The organism is Rhizobium sp. NZLR1, from assembly GCF_017357385.1.
Classification (GTDB): domain Bacteria; phylum Pseudomonadota; class Alphaproteobacteria; order Rhizobiales; family Rhizobiaceae; genus Rhizobium.
Genome location: NZ_CP071632.1, coordinates 67501 through 90393, shown reverse-complemented (window position 1 = coordinate 90393; position 22893 = coordinate 67501). Strand labels below are relative to the sequence as shown.

At 60.3% G+C, this 22893-nt stretch carries 16 protein-coding genes, 1 tRNA gene, 2 rRNA genes and 1 pseudogene (1 of these 20 only partly in view); 8 read left to right on the top strand and 12 right to left on the bottom strand.

What is annotated here, in order from left to right:
- Positions 1 to 73 precede the first annotated feature (73 nt).
- The 4 genes from J3O30_RS00420 to J3O30_RS00405 are packed head-to-tail and all read left to right on the top strand — an operon-like array spanning position 74 to position 4566.
- On the top strand, positions 74 to 1222 hold the full coding sequence (locus J3O30_RS00420; protein ID WP_207582380.1) for a Gfo/Idh/MocA family oxidoreductase: 1149 nt from the start codon (positions 74 to 76) through the stop codon (positions 1220 to 1222).
- Positions 1223 to 1224: 2 nt separating this feature from the next.
- Positions 1225 to 2388 (top strand): dihydrodipicolinate synthase family protein, encoded by a 1164-nt coding sequence (locus J3O30_RS00415; protein ID WP_207582379.1) that lies wholly within the window; start codon positions 1225 to 1227, stop codon positions 2386 to 2388.
- A 29-nt stretch (positions 2389 to 2417) separates the two neighbouring features.
- Positions 2418 to 3248 carry a sugar phosphate isomerase/epimerase family protein gene (locus J3O30_RS00410; protein WP_207582378.1) on the top strand — a complete coding sequence of 277 codons (831 nt, stop codon included), beginning with the start codon at positions 2418 to 2420 and terminating at the stop codon, positions 3246 to 3248.
- A 40-nt stretch (positions 3249 to 3288) separates the two neighbouring features.
- Positions 3289 to 4566: a Gfo/Idh/MocA family oxidoreductase gene (locus J3O30_RS00405; protein WP_207582377.1), complete on the top strand. Its 1278-nt coding sequence runs from the start codon at positions 3289 to 3291 to the stop codon at positions 4564 to 4566.
- Between the two features lie 30 nt (positions 4567 to 4596).
- On the opposite strand, the gene J3O30_RS00400 is transcribed toward J3O30_RS00405, so the two are convergent.
- The 3 genes from J3O30_RS00400 to J3O30_RS00390 are packed head-to-tail and all read right to left on the bottom strand — an operon-like array spanning position 4597 to position 8528.
- Complete coding sequence (locus J3O30_RS00400) at positions 4597 to 5607, bottom strand: hydroxyacid dehydrogenase (protein WP_207582376.1); 1011 nt, start codon at positions 5605 to 5607, stop codon at positions 4597 to 4599.
- Positions 5604 to 7460 (bottom strand): DUF2264 domain-containing protein, encoded by a 1857-nt coding sequence (locus J3O30_RS00395; RefSeq protein WP_207582375.1) that lies wholly within the window; start codon positions 7458 to 7460, stop codon positions 5604 to 5606. The genes J3O30_RS00400 and J3O30_RS00395 overlap by 4 nt, the downstream gene beginning before the upstream one ends.
- A gap of 9 nt (positions 7461 to 7469) precedes the next feature.
- Positions 7470 to 8528, bottom strand: coding sequence for a LacI family DNA-binding transcriptional regulator (locus tag J3O30_RS00390; protein WP_207582374.1), 1059 nt, complete (start codon positions 8526 to 8528; stop codon positions 7470 to 7472).
- A gap of 145 nt (positions 8529 to 8673) precedes the next feature.
- Between J3O30_RS00390 and J3O30_RS00385 the strand changes: the two genes are divergently transcribed.
- On the top strand, positions 8674 to 9960 hold the full coding sequence (locus J3O30_RS00385; RefSeq protein ID WP_207582373.1) for an ABC transporter substrate-binding protein: 1287 nt from the start codon (positions 8674 to 8676) through the stop codon (positions 9958 to 9960).
- A 64-nt stretch (positions 9961 to 10024) separates the two neighbouring features.
- Here J3O30_RS00385 and J3O30_RS00380 read toward each other — a convergent pair whose 3' ends face one another.
- Genes J3O30_RS00380 through J3O30_RS00360 form a run of 5 tightly spaced genes read right to left on the bottom strand, consistent with a single transcriptional unit; the run spans position 10025 to position 15426 of the window.
- Positions 10025 to 10993 carry a glycosyl hydrolase gene (locus J3O30_RS00380; RefSeq protein WP_207582372.1) on the bottom strand — a complete coding sequence of 323 codons (969 nt, stop codon included), beginning with the start codon at positions 10991 to 10993 and terminating at the stop codon, positions 10025 to 10027.
- A 3-nt stretch (positions 10994 to 10996) separates the two neighbouring features.
- Positions 10997 to 11518: a DUF995 domain-containing protein gene (locus J3O30_RS00375; protein ID WP_207582371.1), complete on the bottom strand. Its 522-nt coding sequence runs from the start codon at positions 11516 to 11518 to the stop codon at positions 10997 to 10999.
- 35 nt (positions 11519 to 11553) lie between these two features.
- Complete coding sequence (locus tag J3O30_RS00370) at positions 11554 to 13422, bottom strand: glycosyltransferase family 2 protein (protein WP_207582370.1); 1869 nt, start codon at positions 13420 to 13422, stop codon at positions 11554 to 11556.
- Complete coding sequence (gene galE, locus J3O30_RS00365) at positions 13419 to 14402, bottom strand: UDP-glucose 4-epimerase GalE (RefSeq protein ID WP_207582369.1); 984 nt, start codon at positions 14400 to 14402, stop codon at positions 13419 to 13421. Before galE ends, J3O30_RS00370 begins: the two co-directional genes overlap by 4 nt.
- 1 nt (position 14403) lies before the next feature.
- Entirely contained in the window at positions 14404 to 15426 is a 1023-nt protein-coding gene (locus tag J3O30_RS00360; protein WP_207582368.1) for a UDP-glucuronic acid decarboxylase family protein, read from the bottom strand.
- A 387-nt stretch (positions 15427 to 15813) separates the two neighbouring features.
- Between J3O30_RS00360 and J3O30_RS00355 the strand changes: the two genes are divergently transcribed.
- On the top strand, positions 15814 to 16134 hold the full coding sequence (locus J3O30_RS00355; RefSeq protein ID WP_207582367.1) for a hypothetical protein: 321 nt from the start codon (positions 15814 to 15816) through the stop codon (positions 16132 to 16134).
- Between the two features lie 48 nt (positions 16135 to 16182).
- On the opposite strand, the gene J3O30_RS00350 is transcribed toward J3O30_RS00355, so the two are convergent.
- The gene (locus J3O30_RS00350) at positions 16183 to 16965 is read right to left on the bottom strand and encodes a response regulator transcription factor (RefSeq protein WP_207582366.1); all 783 of its coding nucleotides are present in this window, start codon (positions 16963 to 16965) and stop codon (positions 16183 to 16185) included.
- A gap of 363 nt (positions 16966 to 17328) precedes the next feature.
- On the opposite strand from J3O30_RS00350, the pseudogene J3O30_RS33050 reads away from it, so the two are divergent.
- Positions 17329 to 17661, top strand: a pseudogene (locus tag J3O30_RS33050) (cellulose biosynthesis protein); the annotation flags it as partial.
- A gap of 134 nt (positions 17662 to 17795) precedes the next feature.
- Positions 17796 to 21176: a DEAD/DEAH box helicase gene (locus J3O30_RS00340; protein ID WP_207582364.1), complete on the top strand. Its 3381-nt coding sequence runs from the start codon at positions 17796 to 17798 to the stop codon at positions 21174 to 21176.
- Between the two features lie 100 nt (positions 21177 to 21276).
- Here J3O30_RS00340 and J3O30_RS00335 read toward each other — a convergent pair.
- The 3 genes from J3O30_RS00335 to J3O30_RS00325 all read right to left on the bottom strand — a co-directional run.
- A tRNA-Met gene (locus J3O30_RS00335) sits at positions 21277 to 21353 on the bottom strand.
- A gap of 172 nt (positions 21354 to 21525) precedes the next feature.
- Positions 21526 to 21640, bottom strand: a 5S ribosomal RNA gene (gene rrf, locus J3O30_RS00330).
- A 220-nt stretch (positions 21641 to 21860) separates the two neighbouring features.
- Positions 21861 to 22893: ribosomal RNA gene (locus tag J3O30_RS00325) — 23S ribosomal RNA — on the bottom strand (it continues 1847 nt past the right edge of the window).

The following is a 22893-nucleotide window of genomic DNA, read 5'->3' as shown; positions in this document are numbered from 1 at the left end:
CTGTTTAGTTACTGACTTGGGAGGGTCGGGCCGGATGCCCGCTCCCGCCGCAAAAAATTGCAAGGGAGGAAAAATGGCACGCTTGGGGATCATCTTGCACGGCGTTACCGGCCGCATGGGGTACAATCAGCACCTGGTGCGTTCGATCCTCGCCTTCCGCGACCAGGGCGGCATCACGCTGAAATCGGGCGAGAAACTCGAGATCGACCCGATCATCGTCGGCCGCAACGGCGCCAAGATGGAAGAGCTGGCGAAGAAGCATAACATCGGGCGCTGGTCGACCGACCTCGATGCCGCTCTCGCCAATCCCGACGACACGATCTTCTTCGACGCCGGCACGACGCTGATGCGCGCCGAGCTGCTGTCCAGGGCGATCGATGCCGGCAAGCATGTCTATTGCGAAAAGCCGATCTCCGACGATCTGCAAGTGGCACTCGACCTTGCCCGCAAGGCGCGCGGCTCCGGGCTCAAGCACGGCGTCGTGCAGGACAAGCTGTTCCTGCCGGGCCTGCGCAAGCTGGCGCTGCTGAAGGATTCCGGCTTTTTCGGCAAGATCCTCTCGGTGCGCGGCGAATTCGGCTACTGGGTCTTCGAAGGCGATTGGGGCGTGCCCGCCCAGCGTCCGTCCTGGAATTATCGCAAGGGTGATGGCGGCGGCATCATCCTCGACATGCTCTGCCACTGGCGCTACGTGCTCGACAATTTGTTCGGCGAGGTAAAGGCTGTCTCCTGCCTCGGCGCCACCCATATCGGCCAGCGCATCGATGAGCAGGGCAAGCCCTATGATTGCGACACCGATGATGCGGCCTATGCGACCTTCGAGCTCGAGGGCGGCGCCATCGCGCAGATCAACTCCTCCTGGGCCGTTCGCGTTCGCCGCGACGACCTCGTCACCTTCCAGGTCGACGGCACGCATGGTTCGGCTGTCGCCGGCCTGACGAAATGCTGGAGCCAGCACCGCGTCAACACGCCGAAGCCGGTCTGGAACCCCGACCAGCCGCAGACGATCGACTTTTACAAGACCTGGGACGAGGTCCCGGACACGCAGGCTTTCGACAACGGCTTCAAGGCGCAGTGGGAGATGTTCATCCGCCATGTCGTCGAAGATGCGCCGTGGCCCTATGGCTTGGAAGCCGGCGCCAAGGGCGTGCAGCTTGCCGAACTCGGCCTGAAATCCTGGGCAGAGCGCCGCTGGCTCGACGTTCCCGCATTGGAGTTCTGACCGTGACGACGATCAATCTCCCCCTCGACGGCAAGATCGTCCCCTACACACTGACCGGCACGCCGATCGAACTGAAGAAGCGCGACGCCAAGGCCTTCCCGCGCATCGCCTTTGCCGCCGCCCATGTCGTCGCCGATCCGCTCGCCGACAACGACCCGTGGCTGACGCCGGCGATCGACTGGGACCGAACGCTCGCCTTTCGCCACCGGCTCTGGGATCTCGGCCTCGGCGTCGCCGAAGCCATGGATACGGCGCAGCGCGGCATGGGCCTCGGCTGGTCGGAAGCGCGCGAGCTCATCCGCCGCGCGCTTGGCGAAGCGGCCGGTCGCAAGGATGCGCTGATTGCCTGCGGTGCCGGCACCGACCATCTAACGCCGGGACCCGACGTGACCGTCGACACGATCCTCAAGGCCTATGAGGAGCAGATCGAAACGGTGGAGGCAGCCGGCGGCCGTATCATCCTTATGGCGAGCCGGGCGCTTGCGGCCGCCGCCAAAGGGCCGGATGACTATATCCGCGTCTACGACCGCATCCTCCGCCAGGTCAAGGAACCGGTCATCATCCATTGGCTGGGCGAGATGTTCGATCCGGCGCTCGAGGGTTATTGGGGCAACGGCGACCACCTCAAGGCGATGTCCACCTGCCTCGAGGTGATCGAGGCACATGCCGACAAGGTCGACGGCATCAAGATCTCGCTGCTTTCCAAGGAGAAAGAAGTGGCGATGCGCCGCCAACTGCCTAAGGCCGTGCGCATGTATACCGGCGACGACTTCAACTATGCCGAACTGATCGCCGGCGACGAAGAGGGTCATTCCGATGCGCTGCTCGGGATTTTCGATGCGATCGCGCCGGCAGCGTCCGCTGCGCTCGACGCGCTCGGCCGCAAGAGTAACCACGAATTCTTCGATCTGCTCGAGCCGACCGTGCCGCTGTCGCGCCACATCTTCAAGGCGCCGACGCGCTTCTACAAGACCGGCGTCGTCTTCCTCGCCTATCTCAACGGCCTACAGGACCATTTCGTCATGGTCGGCGGCCAGCAGAGCACCCGTTCGCTGACGCATCTGGCCGAACTCTTCCGCCTGGCCGACAAGGCGCGGGTTCTCGCCGATCCGGAACTCGCAACGGCGCGCATGAAGCAGGTGCTTGCCGTCCATGGCGTTCACTAAGCGCCGGCACGGCAATGAGAGGGAATGACATGCAGGTCGAAGGACTTTCGATCAATCTGGCGACGATCCGCGAACAATGCGGTTTCGCCGAAGCCGTCGATATCTGCCTGAAACACGGCATCACCTCGATCGCGCCGTGGCGCGACCAGGTCGCCAAGGCCGGTCTCGACGAAGCGGTGCGGATCGTCAAATCGAACGGCATCAAGCTGACCGGACTTTGCCGCGGCGGCTTCTTTCCGGCGGCAAACGATGCCGACTGGCAGAAGAACCTCGACGACAACAGGCGCGCCATCGACGAGGCCGCGGCCTTCGCAGCCGATTGCCTGGTGCTCGTTGTCGGTGGATTGCCCGGCAGCTCGAAGGATATTGTCGCCGCCCGCCAGATGGTGTTTGACGGCATTGCCGCCGTGCTGCCGCATGCGCAGGCTGCCGGCGTCAAGCTCGCCATCGAGCCACTGCACCCGATGTATGCCGCCGACCGGGCCTGCGTGAACACGCTCGGCCAGGCGCTCGACATGTGCGATCAGCTCGGTGAGGATGTCGGCGTTGCGATCGATGTCTACCATGTCTGGTGGGATCCCGATCTTGCCAACCAGATTGCCCGCGCCGGGCGCATGAAACGCATCTTTGCCCATCACATCTGCGACTGGCTGGTGCCGACCAAGGACATGCTGCTTGACCGCGGCATGATGGGCGATGGCGTCATCGACCTCAAGGGCATACGACGGATGGTCGAGGCTGCCGGTTTCTTCGGCGCGCAGGAGGTGGAGATTTTTTCGGCCGAGACCTGGTGGAAACGCCCGGCCGACGAGGTGATCGCCACCTGCGTCGAGCGCTTCCGCAGTTGCTGCCAGATCTGATTTTCAATTCGTTTCATCACGCATGCAGGAGGTTCATTCGATGGAGAAACGCCGTTTTGCCCTGATCGGCACCGGAAACCGCGGCACCACGATGTGGGGCAAGGACCTGCTTGCCGGCTGGCGCGAACATGTCGATCTCATCGCGATCGTCGAGAAGAATTCGCTGCGTGGCGAACGTGCCCGCAATATGATCGGCAGCAACGCGCCGATTTACGACGATATCGACGCGATGCTGGCCGAACAGAAGCCGGATCTGATCATCGTCTGCACGCCTGATCACACCCACGACGACATCGTCGTGCGGGCGCTCGAAGCCGGTATCGACGTCATCACCGAAAAGCCGATGACAACAGCGGTCGACAAGATCAGGCGGATCATCGATGCCGAGAAACGGACCGGCCGGCGCGTCGACGTCTCCTTCAACTACCGCTACGCGCCGACGGCGGCGCGCATTAAGGAACTGTTGAATGCCGGCGAGATCGGCCGGGTGACCTCCGTCGACTTCCATTGGTATCTCAACACCAAACACGGCGCCGACTACTTCCGCCGCTGGCATGCCTATACCGAAAATTCCGGCAGCCTGTTCGTCCACAAGGCGACGCATCATTTCGATCTGTTGAACTGGTATCTCGACAGCGACCCCGAAGCCGTCACCTCCTTTGCCGACCTGCAAAACTACGGCCGCAAGGGCCCATTCCGCGGCCCGCGCTGCAAGCTCTGTCCGCACGCGCATGAATGCGACTATTATCTAGATCTCGAGGCCGATCCGTTCCTCGATCAGCTCTACGAGGATCCCTCGAAGATTGACGGCTATTTCCGCGACGGCTGCGTCTTCCGCGAGGATATCGACATTCCCGACACGATGGTGGTCAGCCTGCGCTATCGCAACAACGTCCATGTCTCCTATTCGCTGAACGCCTTTCAACCGATCGAAGGCCATCACCTCGCCTTCAACGGCACCAAGGGGCGCATCGAGCTTCGCCAATATGAGGCCCAGCCCTGGGAAGAGCCGAAGGAAGACACGATCCTGCTGATCCGCAATTTCCCGAACGGCAAGGAGGCGGTCGAGCGCATCGTCGTTCCGCATTTCACCGGCGGCCATTACGGCGGCGACGACCGGATGCGCAATATGATCTTCAAGCCCGACATAGAAGACAGGCTCGCCCAGCGCGCCGGCACGCGGGCCGGCGCCATGTCCGTGCTCTGCGGCATTGCGGCGTTGACAAGCTCGCGCACCGGCAAAGTGGTCAAAATTGCCGATCTGATGCCCGAGCTCGCCGATGACGGTTCGCCCAATTCGCTGCGGACATCACGCTGATATCTCGTCGCCTGGGTCGCTCGACGCGCCTCAGGCGATGTTTTCGAGATTCGCCTGGTGGATCTGGTAAAGCAGCGGCCGGCCGATCATGAAGCGCTCGACCTCGTCCACCGCCATCTCGCCGAGGCGCGCCCGTTCCAGCCCGATGGCGCCGGCAATATGTGGCGTCAGAAAGACATTCGGCAGATCGTAGAATACCGAGCCGGGGTCCGGGATCTCCGGATCGGTGACGTCGATGACCGCATCGATGCGGCCGGTCTTCAGCTGCGAAAGCAGCGCCACCTCATCGACGAGGATGCCGCGCGCGGTGTTGATCAGCGTTGCGCCCTCCTTCATCAGCGACAATCTTCGCGCATCGATCATATGCCGGGTCGAGGGCAGCGACGGCGCGTGCAGGGAAACGATATCGGCGCGGCGCATCAATTCGTCGAGATCGACCTTCTCCGCGCCGAGTCCGGCGGCCTCGGCAGCATCGAGCATGGGGTCGAACAGCAGCAGCCTGTAGCCGAAGGGTTTCAAGAGCTCGATTACCCGCCGGCCGATGCGCGAGGCGCCGACGATGCCGACGATGCGGCCATAGTTTCCGATCGCTTCGCGCTGCATCGGATAGGTCCGGTCGCGGTTGCGGTCGGCGACATAGAGATCACGGAAACGGAAGGCCCGCTTGCCGGCGAAGATGATCGCCGCCAGCGTGAATTCGGCGACCGGCACGGCATTGGCCTCGGCCGAATGGCTGACCACTATGCCGGCTTCGAAGATGCTGTCGTCGATGACGCCCTTTACCGTGCCCGCCGCATGAACGATGAGGCGAAGGTGCGTTGCTGCGGCGGGAATGTCAGGCCCGACATAGGGCGCGCCCCAGCCGGTGATCAGGATTTCGGCTTCGGCCAGCAGGCGTCTGGCCCGCTCGTCGTTGAAATGCTGCAGCGGCTTGGAATCCAGCAGGTGACCGACGGTGTCGAGCCGTTGCAGCAAACCCTCCGGCAGGACGTGTTCCGTGCGCGAGGGCTCCATCGCAAGAACAATGGCCGGGCGGCTCATGGCATCTGTCCCGGCGCTTCGATGGCGCTGACGGTCACGCCTTTTTCCCGCACCAGGGCCTCCAGCATCGCAATATCGGGCGCTTTCGGCGGCTTCGTCCAGGCAGAGGAGACGGCGGCGGGATCGTCGAGCGCCAGCACTGCCGTCACCAGGATGGTTTCACCGGCCGGGATCTGGCCGCGCAGCTGCGGCACGATGGTTTTCGCAACGATCACATTGGTGTTGGGTTGCGCCTTCTGGGCAAGGCCGGCGCGCCTGACCGAAGAACCGAGATCTACAATGCCGGTGAAATCGGCTTCGCCGATCGCGTAGGCAGCCCCATCGGACGCCGAGAGCCTGTCCAGCTCGAAATCCCGGCGGCCGATGGCAAAGCCGCCTTCGGCGATGCGTAACGGCCGGTCAGACCTGATCCGGTGGAGGCGGATATGCCAGGGGGCTTGAGGCAGCAGCCAGGTTTCGACAGCGACAGCGGGGAAAGGCGACCATTTCGCATAGAGCACCTCGCCTGCAAGCTTTGCTTGCTCATTCGTTTCGCGCACGCGGTAATGCAGGCCGTCATCGCTGAAGGCCAGCATCGAATCAAAGGCGGCAAGCGCGAAGCCACGCTCATCGGACTCGACACTGAAGCCGTAGCGGGTGGAATAAGCGAACTTCGCGTATTTTTCCGTGCCGAAACGCATCTGCAGATTTTCCTGGCCCGCAGACAGTGCCACGACATCGCCGCCTGCCCGCATCATCACCATGCCGGGATGACGCTGGGGGACGATAGAGGGTGCCTGCTCCGGCGCCTTTTCCTCAGCGGTCCAGAACGGATGATCCTCGGCGATGGCGAGCGGCAGGAAGGCCTTGAGCGCCCAATAGGGCGAGCCCGCGGAATTGTAGCTTTCCGACATCAGCAGGTTCGGATAGCCAAAACCAATCGACAGCACGCCGTCGCGATCGGCAATCGGCTTATCTTTCCACCAGCGTAGATGCTGCAGGCAGAGATGCTTGACCTCGCCCCAGGGCAAAGCCTCGACATCGGCAAAGGCGAGCGCCGACCAGAAGCCGGCACAGGCAAAGCGATAGGTCAGGCTGCGGCCGAATGGGATCGTCGCGCCGTCGGCGGCAAACCAGTGGCGGAAGTCCCGGGCAAAGAGGATGGCGCGCTCCCGGTAGCGTTTTGCATAATCGTCGTCGACGAGCTTGGAATAGATCAGACCATAGAAATGCATGGCGAACGGAATGTAGTGGTCGATGCGGCGCACGTTGCCGTCGCGATACCAGCCATCGCCGATATAGAAGCCTTCGAGCTCCTGCAGATATTGCCGGGTCAGGCTGCGATCGAAATCGGCGCCGAGACGATCGAGCGCAATATCGACAAGGATCCGGAAGAATTTCCAGTTATTGTCGGCATAGTCGAACTGCCTGGCATGCTTGAGATAGGCGACGACATTGCCGCGGGCGCGCTGATCGAGCGGCTCCCAGATCTTTTCCGGCACCAGCGCCAGGGCAAAACCGAGAGCGGCAAGCTCGACCATCCGCTGATCGCGGCCATTGACCGTTCCCCAATATTCCGGATGGGCGGGATCGGTGCCGTTTGCGAGACCTTCGGCAAAACGATGCCAGTGGGCGAAGTCGCCGTTGCCGGCGCCAAGCGGCGCCAATCCCCAGAGCGGGCGGGCGAAGCCTTCGAGATCGGCTGCCGCCCGGTCGAAATGGGCGGCGCCGCCGCTCAGCCTGACGCGGGCATTGCCTTTTGAAAAACAGACAAGAAGCGGATCGAAGAGATCAAGCAGAGCCCGGCTCATATCGGCGCGGGTTTCGAGCGGATTGCCTGCAAGCGGGTTGGCGCTGGCGGGATCATAGGTCATCAGCATCACTCACGGTTTTTCGGCATTCGGAACGGTCCCTCCCGCAACGGCAACGACCGCCTGGCAGATGTGGCGCGCCGCCGCCGTCCTGTTGCGGAAACGGGACAGCATCAGGAAGACGGCCTCGCGCCCGAGGGCGGCGCGGTCGACGCGCATGGTGGAAAGCCGCGGATTGGTCATCAGCGCGCAGGGCAGATCATCGAAGCCGACGATCGCGAAATCCTCCGGCACACGCATACCGGCTTCGGTGACGGCCTCGAGCACGCCGACGGCGATGAAATCATTCATGCAGAAGGCGGCGGTGAAACCGGCATTTTCGGCAAGGACCGCGGCAGTGCGTTCATGCGCCTCGCGGCTGGCGCTGCCCTCCAGCACCAGAGGCACGAAACGACCCTCGGCGTCGGGGACGGCGGCCACCGCAGCCTCAAAACCGCGGATACGCTCCCGGATAGTATAGCGGTGCGAGCCGCTCAGATGCAGGATGCGGCGATGGCCGGCCTTGATCATTCGGCTGGTCGCTTCATAGGCGCCGAAAAAATTAGCCGGCGAAACGCCATCAAACTGCATTCTGGGATCGGTGCCGTTGACGAGCACGGCCGGCGTCATGGTGCCCTGCAGCCAGTCACGCAGCATCTCGTTCGGGTCGATGCCGACCAGAAAGAGACCCTCGGCATCTGCTGCCTGCATATAGTCGCGCACGGCGTCCGGCGTGATGCGATCCTCGCGAACCATCCGGATCTCGAAGGGCATGCCGGCTTCGGCGGCTCCGGCGCGCAGGCCCTCGACGATCGCTTCATAAAAGACGCTGAGACCGCCGGTGACGCCGTCGCTGGCAATGAGCGCCAGCCCGCCGGCAACGGCTTCGGTCGCAGATTTCACCGGATAGCCGTGCTCGGCCGCCACCTTCAAGATCTGGCGGCGCACGGTTTCGCTGATGCCGGGTTCGTTGGCGAGCACACGCGACACCGTGGAGACGGAGACGCCGGCCAATGTAGCGATATCGGCCTGACGCGGCCGTCTGATTTTTTGGTCGTTGGTTTCTTGGTCGTCGGTTTTTTGTTCATTCATGGGCAAACCTTATGCAAATTATGCAAATTTGCAAGATAAACGTTATTTATTGCAATAATTATTTTTTTGCGTACTCTATTGCAAAATGCACGCCAACGCCGTTGGAGGATGGTAGCGGGCATGTTGCGACAAGGAGGAGGATATCATGCAGGTCAACCGCCGTTCATTTCTGATGGGTTCAGCCGGAGCAGCCGCCGGCCTCGCCTTCGGCGCGGGAAGCGCAATTCCGGCTTTTGCCGAGGACGCGTCGCTGCGCGCCATGTGGTGGGGGTCGAACGACCGCGCCAAGCGCACGCTCGAAGTCGCCAAGCTCTACCAAGCGAAGACGCCCGGCGTCACGATCGTCGGTGAATCGCTTTCGGGCGACGGCTACTGGACCAAACTCGCAACGCAGATGGCCGGCCGCTCGATCGCCGACGTCTTCCAGCTCGAGCCGGGAACGATCTCCGACTATTCCAAGCGCGGCGCGTGCATGCCGCTTGACGAATTCCTGCCTTCGACCCTGAACGTCCAGTCCTTCGGCGCCGACATGCTGAAACTGACCACCATCGACGGCAAACTCTATGGTGTCGGCCTCGGCCTCAACTCCTTCTCGATGTTCTTCGACACGGTCGAATTCGAAAAGGCGGGCATCCCGTTGCCGACACCCGACCTCACCTGGGACGAGTATGCCAAGCTCGCCGTAGCACTCGCCAAGTCCTCCGGCAAGAGCGGCGGCCCCTATGCCGCACGCTACGCCTATGTGTTCGACGCCTGGCTGCGCCAGCGCGGCAAGAGCCTCTTTGCGAAGGAAAGCGTCGGGCTCGGCTTCACAGCCGACGATGCCACCGAATGGTTCGACTACTGGGAGAAGCTTCGCAAAGCGGGGGGCACCGTTGCTGCCGACGTCCAGACGCTCGATCAGAACACCATCGACACCAATTGCCTCGGTATCGGCAAATCGGTGATCGGCATGGCCTATTCCAATCAAATGGTCGGCTATCAGCTGATCATCAAGAACAAGCTCGGCATCACCATGCTGCCGCGGGAAAAGAAGGGCGGGCCGTCGGGCCACTACTACCGTCCCGCGCTTATCTGGAGCCTCGGCGCCACGACAAAGAACGGCGAGGCAGCCGCGAAATTCATCAACTTCTTCGTCAACGATATCGAGGCCGGCAAGATTCTCGGCGTCGAGCGCGGCGTGCCGATGTCCCCGGCCGTGCGCGAAGCCATACTACCGCAGCTCAACCCGACGGAGCAGGAAACAGTCAAATACGTCAATCTTCTCAAGGACCAGGTCGGCGAATATCCGCCGCCGGTGCCGATGGGCGCAACCCAGTTCGACCAGCGCGTGCTGCGCCCGATCTGTGACGAACTCGCCTTCGAACGGATTTTGCCCGCCGATGCGGCAAGCCGGCTCATCGAAGAGGGTAAGGCGACGATCAAAGGATGATCCATCGCCCGACATGAGAGGAGAGGCCCGCAAACCCCGGCGGGCCTCTCTCCTTTCCGGGCGGTCAGTTGGCCAGGCCTTCGACGACGCGCCAGTCCGGCCGGCCGAGATCGAACGGCCAGGCATGCACATCCCGGTCGTTGAAATAGACGACTTCCTGAAGGTTTGGAAAGGCGCTCTGCTTCAGCGTCGCGGTTTCGATCCAGGGCCTGACATAGGCGTCGCCGCCTTGATAGCCGAGCTCCGCCACCCAGATCGGCTTTCCGTAGCCGGCGACGAGATCGTAACCCTGCTTCAGCGCTTCCGAAAACGTCCGATGCTTGGTGTAGGCAAGCTCGTCGTAGCGTTCCAGGCCAAAGACCGAGAGCCCGACGAGATCGACATAATCATCACCGGGATAGTAGTCCTGCAAGCCTGGCTCGCCCTTCGGCGACCACATCAGCTTAGTGCCCGGCGCCTCTTGGCGGACGATATCCATCATGCGCTTGTAGGCCGTGATATAGTCCCGCGGGTTCCATCCGGACCACGAAAACCGCCCGGACTTGTCCTCCATCTCCTGGCCCCAGCGAATGATCACCGGACTTTTCAGCTGGGATATCATCTGCGCGATCGCACGCATGTTGACATCGTAATCGCCGCGCAGGACCTTTTGACGAAGCTGGCCGGAGGTCAGCCGCCAGTCGACATCCCAGGACCACGGCTCCACCGATATCAGCAGATTGCGGCCTCTGGCCTGCGCGTAGGCATCGGCAACGCGCAGCGTCTCCAGATCGACGTCCTCCCAAGGCAGGAACAGGGCTTCGGTCGCGACATTCGATTGTGCGCCAAAATCACCATTTGGATCATAGGCGCCGAACTTGATGCCGTCGGCATGAAGAACGGGGCGTTTGTCGATGATCGTCTGGACGCCTGCAGCCGGGTTCGGGGCAATGCCCGCATATTGCATCTCGCTTCGGCCCGGCATATCGGCGACACACAGCAGCAGCACCGCTATCGCTGCAGTCGAGAAGTTTTTTTTCAGTAGCTTCTTCATGGCTCACCCTCCTTTTCGGGCTACTTCCTGGCTCAGCAGGACCTGCTTCAGGTCACGCGCTTTCGCACTGACCGAATCCATGGGAACGAGCTTGCCAAACTCGTCATCGCCGCGCACCGACGCATGACGGAAGACATACCAATTGCCGTCCGGCTGGCGCCGCTGATAGATCGTGTTGCCGATTTTGCGATGGCCGAAACAGGTGCTGGCGCGGGCCGCACCTTCTGCATTCGTCCAGGTGGCGCGCATGCAGAGCTGGCCGAGATCGTCGACCACCCACGTGCCTTCGGCGAAGGACTGTTTGCCCTTGTCATTGGTCCAGGCGACGAACCGCCGGCCGTCATCGACGAAACGACCGCCGCCGGTGTTCCAGATCCAGGTCTTGTCGCCGTAGATGCGGTAGAGCTCATAGGCGCTGAGCGGCGTCGGCGCCTTCTTGCCAGCTGCCTCGGCGCAATGTGCCGCCACCGGCAGACACAGGCTGAGAGCAAGGGCTGCTCCATAAAGTTTCGATCCGATACACATTACATCCTCCTGTTCGACACTTGCCGGACTGCCGGCTACACACCCTGTTCGTCCCGTCCCATGTTGCCGAACCCATTCCATTTGAGACGAAATTTGGTGATCCTGGTCTTGCCGCCGCCGAGGCCGGCACCGGCGACGGCAAATTGTGATTCGGTGAAACTGATGAATGGCTGGCCATGGGAAAGAGCTTCGAGGCTGCTGAGGCCATGGCTGCCCAGCTGCATGCCGCCGGTAACCCAGATCGCAAGCCCCATGGCAGTCGCAAGCCGTAGCCCGTGCGATTGCGGCAGCAGCGGCAGACTGCTCTCAATCGCATGGCGAACGACGATCAGTATCGCTAGCAACAGATAGATCGAGAGGTTCATCGCGGCGAAAATGTAAAAGCCCTGAGCGGCAGCGACCTCGCTGGCAAGCGCCATGGCGACGGCGCAAAGCCCGGCGAGCGCGATATAAGGGGCGACGACGCGCAGCGGCAAAGAATGCTGCTGCTGTTTTCCCTTCGGGGTGATGCGGAAGTCGACGAAGGAGCCGGAGATATGATCGCGAACGGCCGCAAGGCTGCCGGCGAGCGACCACGGCCAGCGCAGGAAGATGAAGGCCAGCCCCTCCCAGCCGAAAAGTTTCGCATCATGCGGCCTGAAGGTTCCCCTCGCCCGCCAGAATACGGAAAACAGCGTCAGTACCACCGATATGGGTAGGAAATGCAGCAGGAAATCCGGGTAGGTGACGTCGACGAAGACGTGGCCCGTCAGCAAGGCGGCAACCGGCAGCAGGAACATTACGGCCATGAAGGCGGAAAACAGCGGGTACCACAGCTGCGAGAACACGAACTGAAATTTCAGTCGCCATGGCAGATGGACGACATAGCGGCTGGAATGTTGCAGCAGAATGGTGACGAGGCTGCGCGACCACTGAAATTCCTGGACGACGAGATCGGCAAAATTCGCCGGGCCGTCGCCATGGGCGATCGCATCGACGGCATGGACGCCGCGCCAGCCGCCGGCATTCATCATCAGCGTCGTCGAATGGTCTTCGGCGAGTTCCGGGCCGAGGCCGCCGATCTGGCGAAGTGCGGCGGTGCGAACGGCATAGTGGGAACCGATGCAGAGCGGCGCCCAGCCATTGTTGTAACCTGTCTGCAGCGAACCGTGCAGGCTGGCCTCGGCATAGAGCCTGCCGCGCGCGGCCCAACTCGTACCGGCATTCGCATCGCAGATGCTCGGCGCGGAAACATAACCGATTTCAGGGTCGGTGAAGGGGCGCAGGATTTCACGGAGATAGGTCGGCGTCGGCACATGATCGGCGTCGAACTGGGCGACGAAATCATAACGCTCATAGCCGAAATGGTCGTAGAAATAGGCAAGGTTGCCTTCCTTGCATCGCGTCCGGCGCGGCCAGCTTGCGCGATGATATTCCGCCACCCCCTTTCGGGTGGAGATCAGCACGCCGTGCTGCGCGCACCAGCGCCTGGTCTCCTCGGAAGGATCCTCGTCGGCCAGCCAGACATCGAACTCGACGCCGGTCTGGTCGAGCATTGCCTGAAGCGTGGCGCGAACGACGGCAAAAGGCTCGGACGGCGCCTTGGTGACGACCATCGCCACTCGCCCTTCCGGCAGCGGAGCGCGGGGGCTGATCGTCCTAGCATCGAGAAAGATCAGGATGAAATAGGCCGGCACGAGCGTGATCCAGCCCAGTACGAGGGTAATGAGCACAAAGGCGGTCCAGGAAATGATATGGGCGGACTGGCACCACCAGATCCAGAAAAACCCAAGTGCGGCCAGCCAGCAAAGGATGCCGAAACCATAGGCGACGCGGTTCCAGCCGGTAAAAACAGGCTCGAATGCATCCGCGGTGGCGGCTTTAGCCGTACTGACGCCGTGGCCGATTTGCGAAACGTTGCTCACGCTGTCATCTCCAGTCCAAAGGTCGGGCCGGCGGTACGGATGATCGTATCGATATCCGAGAGGGTGGGAGCGAAGCCGAGTTCCGCCTTCGCTCTCGCCGTGTTGGCAAAGAGGATCGGCGGATCGCCGGCCCGGCGGGGGCGATAGCGGACGGGGACTTCACGGCCGGTCGCGCGATAGATGGCTTCGAGGATCTCGAGCACCGAGGTGCCGCGACCGGAGCCGAGATTGACGCTGAGCGAGCCGCCGTCGGCCATCAGATGATTGACGGCGGCAAGATGCGCCTGCGCGAGATCGCTGACGTGAATATAGTCGCGCACGCAGGTTCCGTCCTCGGTCGCATAGTCGGTGCCGAAGATATCCAGCCTCTCCAGCCTGCCGGCGGCAGCGAGAAGGGCGCGGGGGATTAGGTGGGTTTCCGGCTGGTGGCGCTCGGCAAGCTCACCCTCCGGATCGGCGCCGGCCGCGTTGAAATAACGCAGGGCGGCGAAGCGGATGCCATAGGCGGCGGCAAAATCCTCGAGCGCCATCTCGAAGATCAGTTTTGTGCGACCATAGGGGTTGACCGGCAGCTGCGGGCTTTCCTCGCGTATCGGCAACGAGGCGGGAACGCCATAGGTGGCGCCGCTGCTCGAAAAGACGATCCGGTTGATATCCTGGTCGAGGCAGGCCTCGAGCAGCGTCAGACTGCCGACGACGTTGTTTCGGTAATACTTCCTGGGCATCTCGACGGATTCGCCGACGTAGGCATTGGCACCGCAATGAATGACGCAATCAGGCGAAAACTCGGCAAGGGTCCGGCGCAGCGTGGCGGCGTCGGCTAGCTCGGCCCGAATAAGCGGCCCCCAGCGGACGCTGTCGGCATGTCCCGTCGAGAGATTGTCGTAGGTAACCGGGATCATGCCGGCGCGCGACAACGCTTTGCAGATATGACTTCCTATGAAACCGGCGCCGCCGGTAACCAGAATGTAGCGGGGCATCTCATACGACCTCCGCCTTCTCGGTTTCGGCGAGCAGCCCGTCGAAATAATCGACGGTGCGCGCCAGGCCGGCTTCGAGGCCGATGCGGGGTTGCCAGCCAAGATCGGCCAAGGCTCGGGAAATATCCGGCCGGCGCTGACGGGGGTCGTCGGTGACCGCAGGCAGGTGAACGATCCGGGAACGGGAATTTGTCAGGTCGCGGATGATTTCCGCCAGGCGGCGAACGGTGATCTCAGCGGGGTTGCCGAGGTTGATTGGACCGTGGCAGGCGTTGCCGGCGGCCGAGAAACGCAGGAATCCCTCGACGAGATCGTCGACATAGCAGAAAGAGCGGGTCTGCTGACCATCGCCGTAGATCGTCAGGTCTGCATTGCGCAGGGCCTGCACGATGAAATTGGAGACCACCCGGCCGTCATCCAGACGCATGCGCGGCCCATAGGTGTTGAAGATGCGGCCGACCTTGATGTCGACGCCGTAGGTCCTGTGATAGTCGAAGAACAGGGTTTCGGCGCTGCGTTTGCCTTCGTCGTAACAGGCGCGCGGTCCGATCGGGTTGACATTGCCGCAATAGGATTCCTGCTGCGGGCTCTGGCTCGGGTCGCCATAGACTTCCGATGTCGACGACTGAACGACGACAGCACCGGTCTTGCGGGCGCAATCCAAGGTGTTGACGGCGCCGAGCACATTGGTGAGCAATGTTCCCACAGGATCCCGCTGATAATCGGGCGGGGAGGCGGGCGAGGCAAAGTTGAAGATGAGCGACGCTTCGATATCGAAAGGCTGGCGAACGTCGTGCTCGACCATGTGAAAACGGGCGTTCGCGGCGAGGTGATCGACATTCACTCGGCGGCCGGTCGAAAAATTATCGAGGCAGATGACGCGGTGGCCACGCTGCAGCAGCCTTTCGCAGAGATGTGAACCGAGGAAGCCGGCCCCACCATTGACAAGAGCGGTGCCCAGTTGCCTGAGCACCGGTATACGAGTTACCTCAGAATTTCCTTCGCTGGGAACGAAACTACGCATTACAAACTCCTTCCCATGTATTTAGTCTTTTGATTTAGTTATGCACTGCATGTCTCCTCATCCGGCTGGATATTCATTGTATCGACTATCTCAATACGAATAACTTTTTAGTTATTCTTCGGATGACTGAATTACTATTTAAACAATAAGACGATTACAGCTGACGTCAACTTCAAAAATTCTGATTATCCAAAATAACTACGCAACTATTCTTCAGAATAATAAATGATTAATCATTTTATTCCTGCTTCTCACGCGCCACGGGTAGCCTGAGGTCGCTTAAGCCTCACTCAATACAGCAGATGTAGAAGAAAGGAGTAAGGTTGGCCGCGCCGGATTGCGCGACCGGTCTTGCATCCGGAAGCGCCATGTGCGAGGGGTTTTGCTATGTTGAAAAAACAAGATGCAGCGCAGCCGAAAGGCTGGCGTCTATTTCGTTTTGCGATGTTCGCCTGGGGAACGACGCTTATGGCGATCGGACCGAGTGCCTGTGCGGTCGCTGACGACGACATAGCCGTCGTCGCGAAAAAAAGTGTCGTCGTGGTCGAGGCGCCGCGTGTCTCGAAAGACTATACCTATCCGGCAGATCGGCCCGAGCGCCCTGCTGCGGCAACGGTTCACGTCGCCTATCACGGCTCAGCGCCTTATATCTGCTCGCCAAGCGGCTTCGGACAGAAGTCGCACTGCTTCGCGCGCCCCTCGATCTGAAGCGACAGCGTTAAAGCATGTCGCCCAACATCGCGATACGCGTTTCGATCAGTTGCGCCACCGGCCGGACATGTCGTCATCGCCGGCGGGATGCTCATTGAAGAAGCGGGACGCAGCTTCCGTGCGGTTTCGCACGTTCATCTTTTTGTAGATATTGCGGACGTGAACCTTCACGGTGTTTTCTGATAGATGCAGCTTGTCGGCGATGATCTTGTTTTGCGTGCCCTTGCAGATGAGATCCAGTATCTGAACCTCCCGGGTGGTCAAACTGGAGATGCTGTCGCGTCTCAGCTTCAGCGCATTGCTGCGTGCCGCATCGACCGACCTTGTCTGATAGAGGGAGGGCTCCAGTTGGGCGTTCTTGTTGGTGAGGCGATTGAGAAGTGCTGAGGGAAAATGTTCGCCGCCCTTCATCAGTAGATCCACTGCGGCCATGAAGACATCGAGACGCAGGTTGAGCGGCAGGACGCCATCGATGATCCTTGCCTCCACCAGCCGGCTGACATAGGGTTCAAGCATATCGATCGCCTCGACGACGAGTCCGACGGAGGTCTCCGGATGGTTTTCGCGGGCAGCCTGCAGTGCTTCATGAAGCTCCGGCGCCGGTATATGATAGAATAAAACGAGCTTTATATCGCTGGTATCCTTTTCCAGCATCGGCTTTGTGCTCGTTATGCTTGCCACTTCACAGTTCGGAAATTTCTTTGCCAGAGCTTCTACCATGCATTCCGAAAACAGATCCGCCTTGGCAACCACCAGTATAGTATTTCCAGATGAATCCAACTTCCGTCCCTGGTCAGTATTCTCCATCCCTGAGCCTGTCATGAACATATACGCCTCCCGTAGCGTTACACTTTACTCAAACTTGGAGCGATGGCGGGTATTAAATAGTATGAAATGCCGGCCCTTGATGTCACCGCTTTATTTTTTAGACATTTCTTAATTATGTTAATACGGATTGAGAGGGAAGGAAATGGCCCAAAGTGATTAGTTTTAGCGGGCAAAAAACGATAATATACTAAGCTTTGGTTGTATTTTTACTGTGATGGGTACTTCGAGGTTATATCTGCTCCCAATATAGATCAGAGCTTGATGTAATATTTCAGTACAGATTGTTATATTTTCGTCCTGCATGGAGTGTCGTGTACGAGGCGGGCAGCCATCGAATGGTTGCTCTCAGCCCAGCGGCGAGCGCTTGCCCTGCATCAAGATGACCTGGCCGCCGAAACTTTCCGCCAGGTCGGAGAGATCGGGCCACATCTCATCCAGGCGCATTACAAACGGGGCATTGCCCTTGCGGCCAACAAGCGATTGGGCGAAGCGGAGGCAGTCTTCGCTGCGATCCAGGATGTGCATTCGGACGATCCGGCCGCACTCGACTATGCGGCCAAGGCAAGTGCAGCCCTCGAACGGATCCGCACGAGCGTCGAGCCAGCTCCTCATAAGACCGACGTCGCGCAGGAGACTGTCCTCCGCTGGAATCGGGGACGGCAGCTCAGCAAGCGACGCCGGCCGCGTCTGCATTGACGGGATTTTCGCCGGTTGCGCAAAAATGCGTTTGGGCGCTTCCTGAATGCGCAGTCGCCATGGTCTTTGATTTTGAGCTGCGATCGTTGCTAAAAGAGGTGCAAGCCTATTTTGCAACTCCTCAGTAGGAACTCATGCAGACCAATGCAGATGGCGCCGAAAGAGAACGGCTTCTGGCCATTCTCGATTTCTGGCACAAGATCGAGTTCTTCATTCCCTATGATCTATCCAGTCGTGTCGTCACAGGTGAGGGCCGAAGTGTCTTCTGGCTGCATGCAAGGACGCTTGAAGATGACGGTGCATCACTCCGCCGTCCCGCGATCCCCGAGGGGAAGCAGATCACGGGTTTTACGCTGTTCCTCGGCGTCTTCAGCAAATCCGAAGTCACCGACATCCGCAGGCGCTTCGATAGCGTTGCAGCCGATATCGCCGAATATGAGGATGCCGAGCGCGGCGATCTCGATGGCGATACCTGCTTTGCCAGCCTGCAGCTCACGCCCTTGGGACAGCCGATCTTCGAGACATTTTCGGTCTCCACGCTTCCTTGGGCTCTGGGTCGCGTGCAGAAATCCGGCCTCTCCTCGCTCAGCTACGAGGCATTTGCCGACTGCAAGCGGCAGCTATCGGAACTGCTTCAAAATTTTCGGGCGCAGCGGCATTTGAGATCGCCATCCTTCGGGGACACAGACGATCAACCGATCGACGCCGGCGAGATTCTGACGCTGCATGAATTGCTCTGCGATTGGGCCGGCTTTGCCTCGCCTCGGGAGATGCCCATCGCCGCCGTTGAGATACGCTACAAAGACAAGGCGGAAAGGCCTGAAGTCCTGTCGCTGCCGCCTCAGCAGGAGAGCCATGCGCCCGATGCCGAGGATGAGGAGGATGACAGTGCAAGCGTTGAAGAAGAGATCGGTATCCTGAACAGCTTCTTCATCGAGGATATCGAGCGGGCGATGATGCGCGTCAAACACGGCGATATTCCCGAGCCGCTCAGGCGATATCTCACCCCGCTTGCGCAGGAGAAGCGGATCGACCTCTATACGGCGGACGGACGCCAGGCGATCGTTCGGGCCTTGCATCCGGGAAATATCAACCGCGGACGCTGGCTCAGCGAACCTTATCACGCGATGAGCCTCATGCAGCAGTTCGCGATCAATTCGGCCATCGGCGAGCTTTCGAAAACCGGACTGTTTTCGGTCAACGGCCCGCCGGGGACGGGAAAGACGACGCTGCTTCGCGATCTGTTCGCGGATAATATCGTTCGGCGCGCCCGCGTGCTCTCCTCCTTGAAGACGGCGCGCGATGCCTTCGACGGACCAGCGCGCCGCGCCATCTTCGCAGACCGGAGCACCGCCACGATATCGGCACTGATCCCGGCCCTTACCGGTTTCGAAATGGTCGTCGCCTCCTCCAACAATGCCGCCGTGGATAATATTTCGCGCGACCTTCCCAAGCGAAGCTCGATCGCCAGGGCGTCTTCCTTCCACTATCTGCAGACGGTCGCGCACAAGGTCGCTTGTCAAAAGGACAATGGTGCCGCCGTCAAGCTTTCCGACGGCGACCGTCCGTGGGGGCTGATCGCCTGCGCGCTCGGCAACTCCAGGAACCGTCGCGCCTTCAAGGAACGTTTCGCCTTCATGGAAATCACCGAAAGGCCGAATCCCGGCTGGTCCGGCGCGGCCAGGCCGCAGACCATCTGGGAATGGCTTAAGAGTTACGAGGGGCCGAGTTTCGCCGAAGCATCAACGGCCTTTGATGACGCCGATGCCCTGGTTCTTGACAAGATCGGTCAATATGCACGCTATGCCGATCTCTATGACGACATCGCCGGGGTGTCAGAGGATACGTTCTGCAGCGAGACGCTTAAAGGGGTCGGGGAAGCCGCCGCCGAACTCCGGGGCGTGCAGGGCCGTTGCGACACGGCGGCGGCCGAAATGCTGCGTCTCCGCGAAGGATTGTCGGGTCTGAAGGAGGAAGAACAGCTGCTCGACCGCAGCGCGCCTGCGTGGTGGGAGCGAGCGCTGCCGAGCAACTCTACCCGGCAGCATCGGCAAGACGTCGGCGCCAATGCGCGTCGGCAGCTGGAATTGCGCAAGGCACTGGCAGAATGCGAGGACCATCTTGCGAAAATCCATGAACCTCAGCTGGAACAGGCGTTGCTCAAGCATGAACGGGCCGAACAGGCACTGCGGTCTCGGCGGAAAATCTGGTCCAGGAAAAGAAGTGAATTCGACCGTCTGGGGGAAATTTTCAATCATCCTGCCGCACCCGACCGTCTCGCCGATCTCGAGACCGACCAGTTCCAGATCGACGGCCTGTGGCATCAGGACGAACTGGCAGGTCTGCGCTCGGCATTGTTGGAAGCAGCATTGACGCTGCATGAAGCATGGCTGGCGGAGGTTGGCAGGAAGGGCGGGGGTTTTGGTGGAAACATTGTCGCCATCAGCAAACTGCTTTCCAACAATAGCCCCGTCGATGGGGAGCACATTGTGTCGATCTGGCAAAGCCTTTTCATGATCGTTCCTATCGTCTCGACAACATTTGCCTCCTTCGCCCGGCAATTCCGCGGGCTCGAAGCTGGTTCGATCGGCTGGGTCTTTATCGATGAAGCGGGTCAGGCGGTGCCGCAAGCGGCGGTCGGAGCCCTGCTGCGGGGGCGCCGTGTCATGGCGATCGGCGATCCCCAGCAGATCGAGCCGGTCTTTACACTTCCGAGCGCGCTGATCACCGCCGCTTCGTCTCTCTCAGCCCACACGGCGACAGGACAATATTCACCGAACCGGGCGTCGGTGCAGATGCTGGCCGATGCCGCAAACCGCTACGGAACGACAGTCCCCGGCGAGGAAGCGGATGGACTCTGGATCGGCTGTCCTCTCCGGGTGCACCGGCGCTGCATCGATCCGATGTTCGGCCTTGCCAACCGGATCGCCTATCAGAACAAGATGGTATTCGGGCTGGAGAAGCGCCGCCCTGCTGGCGACGCACCGCCGTTTTATGGCGACAGCGCCTGGATCGACGTCAGGGGTAGGGTCGCGGGCAAACAGACCGTTGCAGAACAGACGGACTTCATCGTCAACGTCCTCACTGCCACATATCGCCGGAATGGCGCATTGCCGGATCTCTATATCATCTCGCCGTTCAAGGAGGTCAAGAACAGCCTGAGGCAGGCTCTGGCCCATGCAGCATGGATGGACCGGAACGGAAATATGCGGTCCCCTCCATCGAGACTGTCCAGGTGGCTGCGGGAAAGGATAGGCACGGTGCATACCTTCCAGGGCAAGGAGGAAGACATCGTTTTCATGGTTCTCGGCGCCGATGCCGATCATAGCGGAGCCGCAGCCTGGGCCGCATCCAAGCCGAACCTGTTGAACGTGGCGCTGACACGCGCGAAGCGCCGCTTCTATATCGTCGGCGACCGCACTCTCTGGCAAACCTTGCCGTACTTCAGGGAGACGGCGGATGCCTTGGAGACAATTCAAGCAGGGGAATTCCTGGCTCGGAATGGTTTGGACTGACAATCTTGCTGTCGTGTGCTGATTTCACCGTCGCCCCGTAAACGCAAAAGCCCGCCATGAGGCGGGTTTTTGGGTATTGTGTGTTTGATCATGGAAGGATTGGTTGCGGGGGCAGGATTTGAACCTGCGGCCTTCAGGTTATGAGCCTGACGAGCTACCGGGCTGCTCCACCCCGCGCCATGGCAAATCCATTGGATCTGCTTTGAGTATTATAACACGAAAGGCCGCTTGTTAGCGGCCTTTTGACGGCGTTTGCCGTTGATTGTTTTGAGAAGATTGGTTTTGTTGGCGCATGCATCTTTCCGAAGCCTTAAGGCTCCGGGAGCATGCGTTAAGTTGCGCTTTGCAGACCTGGCAGCGACCTACTCTCCCGCGTCTTAAGACGAAGTACCATGGGCGCAGGGGCGTTTCACGGCCGTGTTCGGAAAGGGAACGGGTGCAGCCACCCCGCCATAACCACCAGGTCGGCAAAGCGCAACTTTATGTTTTGAGAAGCTGGCAGGCGTTAGCCTGTTTTCTTTTTTTGAACACGTCTTCGATCTTTTCCACCCGAGGGCGCTTGTGGCACCCATACAGGCCAGAGGCCGTCGCGCTCGGTAGCGCGGGCCGTCCGCAGCGCCATTGGCGCGTCAGGACAAAGGTCAAGCATCATCGAACTTTGTTCGATGAGCACAGTCAATGAGAACGATCAAGCCAATCGAGCTATTAGTACCGGTAAGCTTCATGCGTTGCCGCACTTCCACACCCGGCCTATCAACGTGGTCGTCTTCCACGGCTCTGATAGGGAATACTCGTTTTCAGGTGGGTTTCCCGCTTAGATGCCTTCAGCGGTTATCCCGTCCATATGTAGCTACCCTGCTATGCCCTTGGCAGGACAACAGGTCCACCAGAGATATGTCCATCCCGGTCCTCTCGTACTAGGGACAGATCCTGTCAATATTCCTACACCCACGGCAGATAGGGACCGAACTGTCTCACGACGTTCTGAACCCAGCTCACGTACCGCTTTAATTGGCGAACAGCCAAACCCTTGGGACCTGCTCCAGCCCCAGGATGCGATGAGCCGACATCGAGGTGCCAAACAACCCCGTCGATATGGACTCTTGGGGGTCATCAGCCTGTTATCCCCGGCGTACCTTTTATCCGTTGAGCGATGGCCCTTCCACGCGGGACCACCGGATCACTATGACCGACTTTCGTCTCTGCTCGACTTGTCAGTCTCGCAGTCAGGCGGGCTTATGCCATTGCACTCGACGACCGATTTCCGACCGGTCTGAGCCCACCATCGCGCGCCTCCGTTACTCTTTCGGAGGCGACCGCCCCAGTCAAACTACCCACCATACACTGTCCCGGACCCGGATAACGGGCCGCGGTTAGACATCCATGACGATAAGGGTGGTATTTCAAGGATGGCTCCACGGAAACTGGCGTCCCCGCTTCAAAGCCTACCACCTATCCTACACATGCCGACACGAATGCCAGTGTAAAGCTATAGTAAAGGTGCACGGGGTCTTTCCGTCTGACCGCAGGAACCCCGCATCTTCACGGGGAATTCAATTTCACTGAGTCTATGTTGGAGACAGCGGGGAAGTCGTTACGCCATTCGTGCAGGTCGGAACTTACCCGACAAGGAATTTCGCTACCTTAGGACCGTTATAGTTACGGCCGCCGTTTACTGGGGCTTCGATTCAAAGCTTGCACCTCTCCTCTTAACCTT

Coding starts and splice junctions, on each gene's coding strand:
- J3O30_RS00340 (WP_207582364.1), top strand. CDS start 17,796: ATGCAGACCAATGCAGATGGCGCCGAAAGAGAACGGCTTCTGGCCATT.
- J3O30_RS00385 (WP_207582373.1), top strand. CDS start 8,674: ATGCAGGTCAACCGCCGTTCATTTCTGATGGGTTCAGCCGGAGCAGCC.
- J3O30_RS00400 (WP_207582376.1), bottom strand. CDS start 5,607: ATGAGCCGCCCGGCCATTGTTCTTGCGATGGAGCCCTCGCGCACGGAA.
- J3O30_RS00380 (WP_207582372.1), bottom strand. CDS start 10,993: ATGAAGAAGCTACTGAAAAAAAACTTCTCGACTGCAGCGATAGCGGTG.
- J3O30_RS00375 (WP_207582371.1), bottom strand. CDS start 11,518: ATGTGTATCGGATCGAAACTTTATGGAGCAGCCCTTGCTCTCAGCCTG.
- J3O30_RS00395 (WP_207582375.1), bottom strand. CDS start 7,460: ATGACCTATGATCCCGCCAGCGCCAACCCGCTTGCAGGCAATCCGCTC.
- J3O30_RS00390 (WP_207582374.1), bottom strand. CDS start 8,528: ATGAATGAACAAAAAACCGACGACCAAGAAACCAACGACCAAAAAATC.
- J3O30_RS00420 (WP_207582380.1), top strand. CDS start 74: ATGGCACGCTTGGGGATCATCTTGCACGGCGTTACCGGCCGCATGGGG.
- J3O30_RS00405 (WP_207582377.1), top strand. CDS start 3,289: ATGGAGAAACGCCGTTTTGCCCTGATCGGCACCGGAAACCGCGGCACC.
- J3O30_RS00355 (WP_207582367.1), top strand. CDS start 15,814: ATGTTGAAAAAACAAGATGCAGCGCAGCCGAAAGGCTGGCGTCTATTT.
- galE (WP_207582369.1), bottom strand. CDS start 14,402: ATGCCCCGCTACATTCTGGTTACCGGCGGCGCCGGTTTCATAGGAAGT.
- J3O30_RS00410 (WP_207582378.1), top strand. CDS start 2,418: ATGCAGGTCGAAGGACTTTCGATCAATCTGGCGACGATCCGCGAACAA.
- J3O30_RS00360 (WP_207582368.1), bottom strand. CDS start 15,426: ATGCGTAGTTTCGTTCCCAGCGAAGGAAATTCTGAGGTAACTCGTATA.
- J3O30_RS00350 (WP_207582366.1), bottom strand. CDS start 16,965: ATGTTCATGACAGGCTCAGGGATGGAGAATACTGACCAGGGACGGAAG.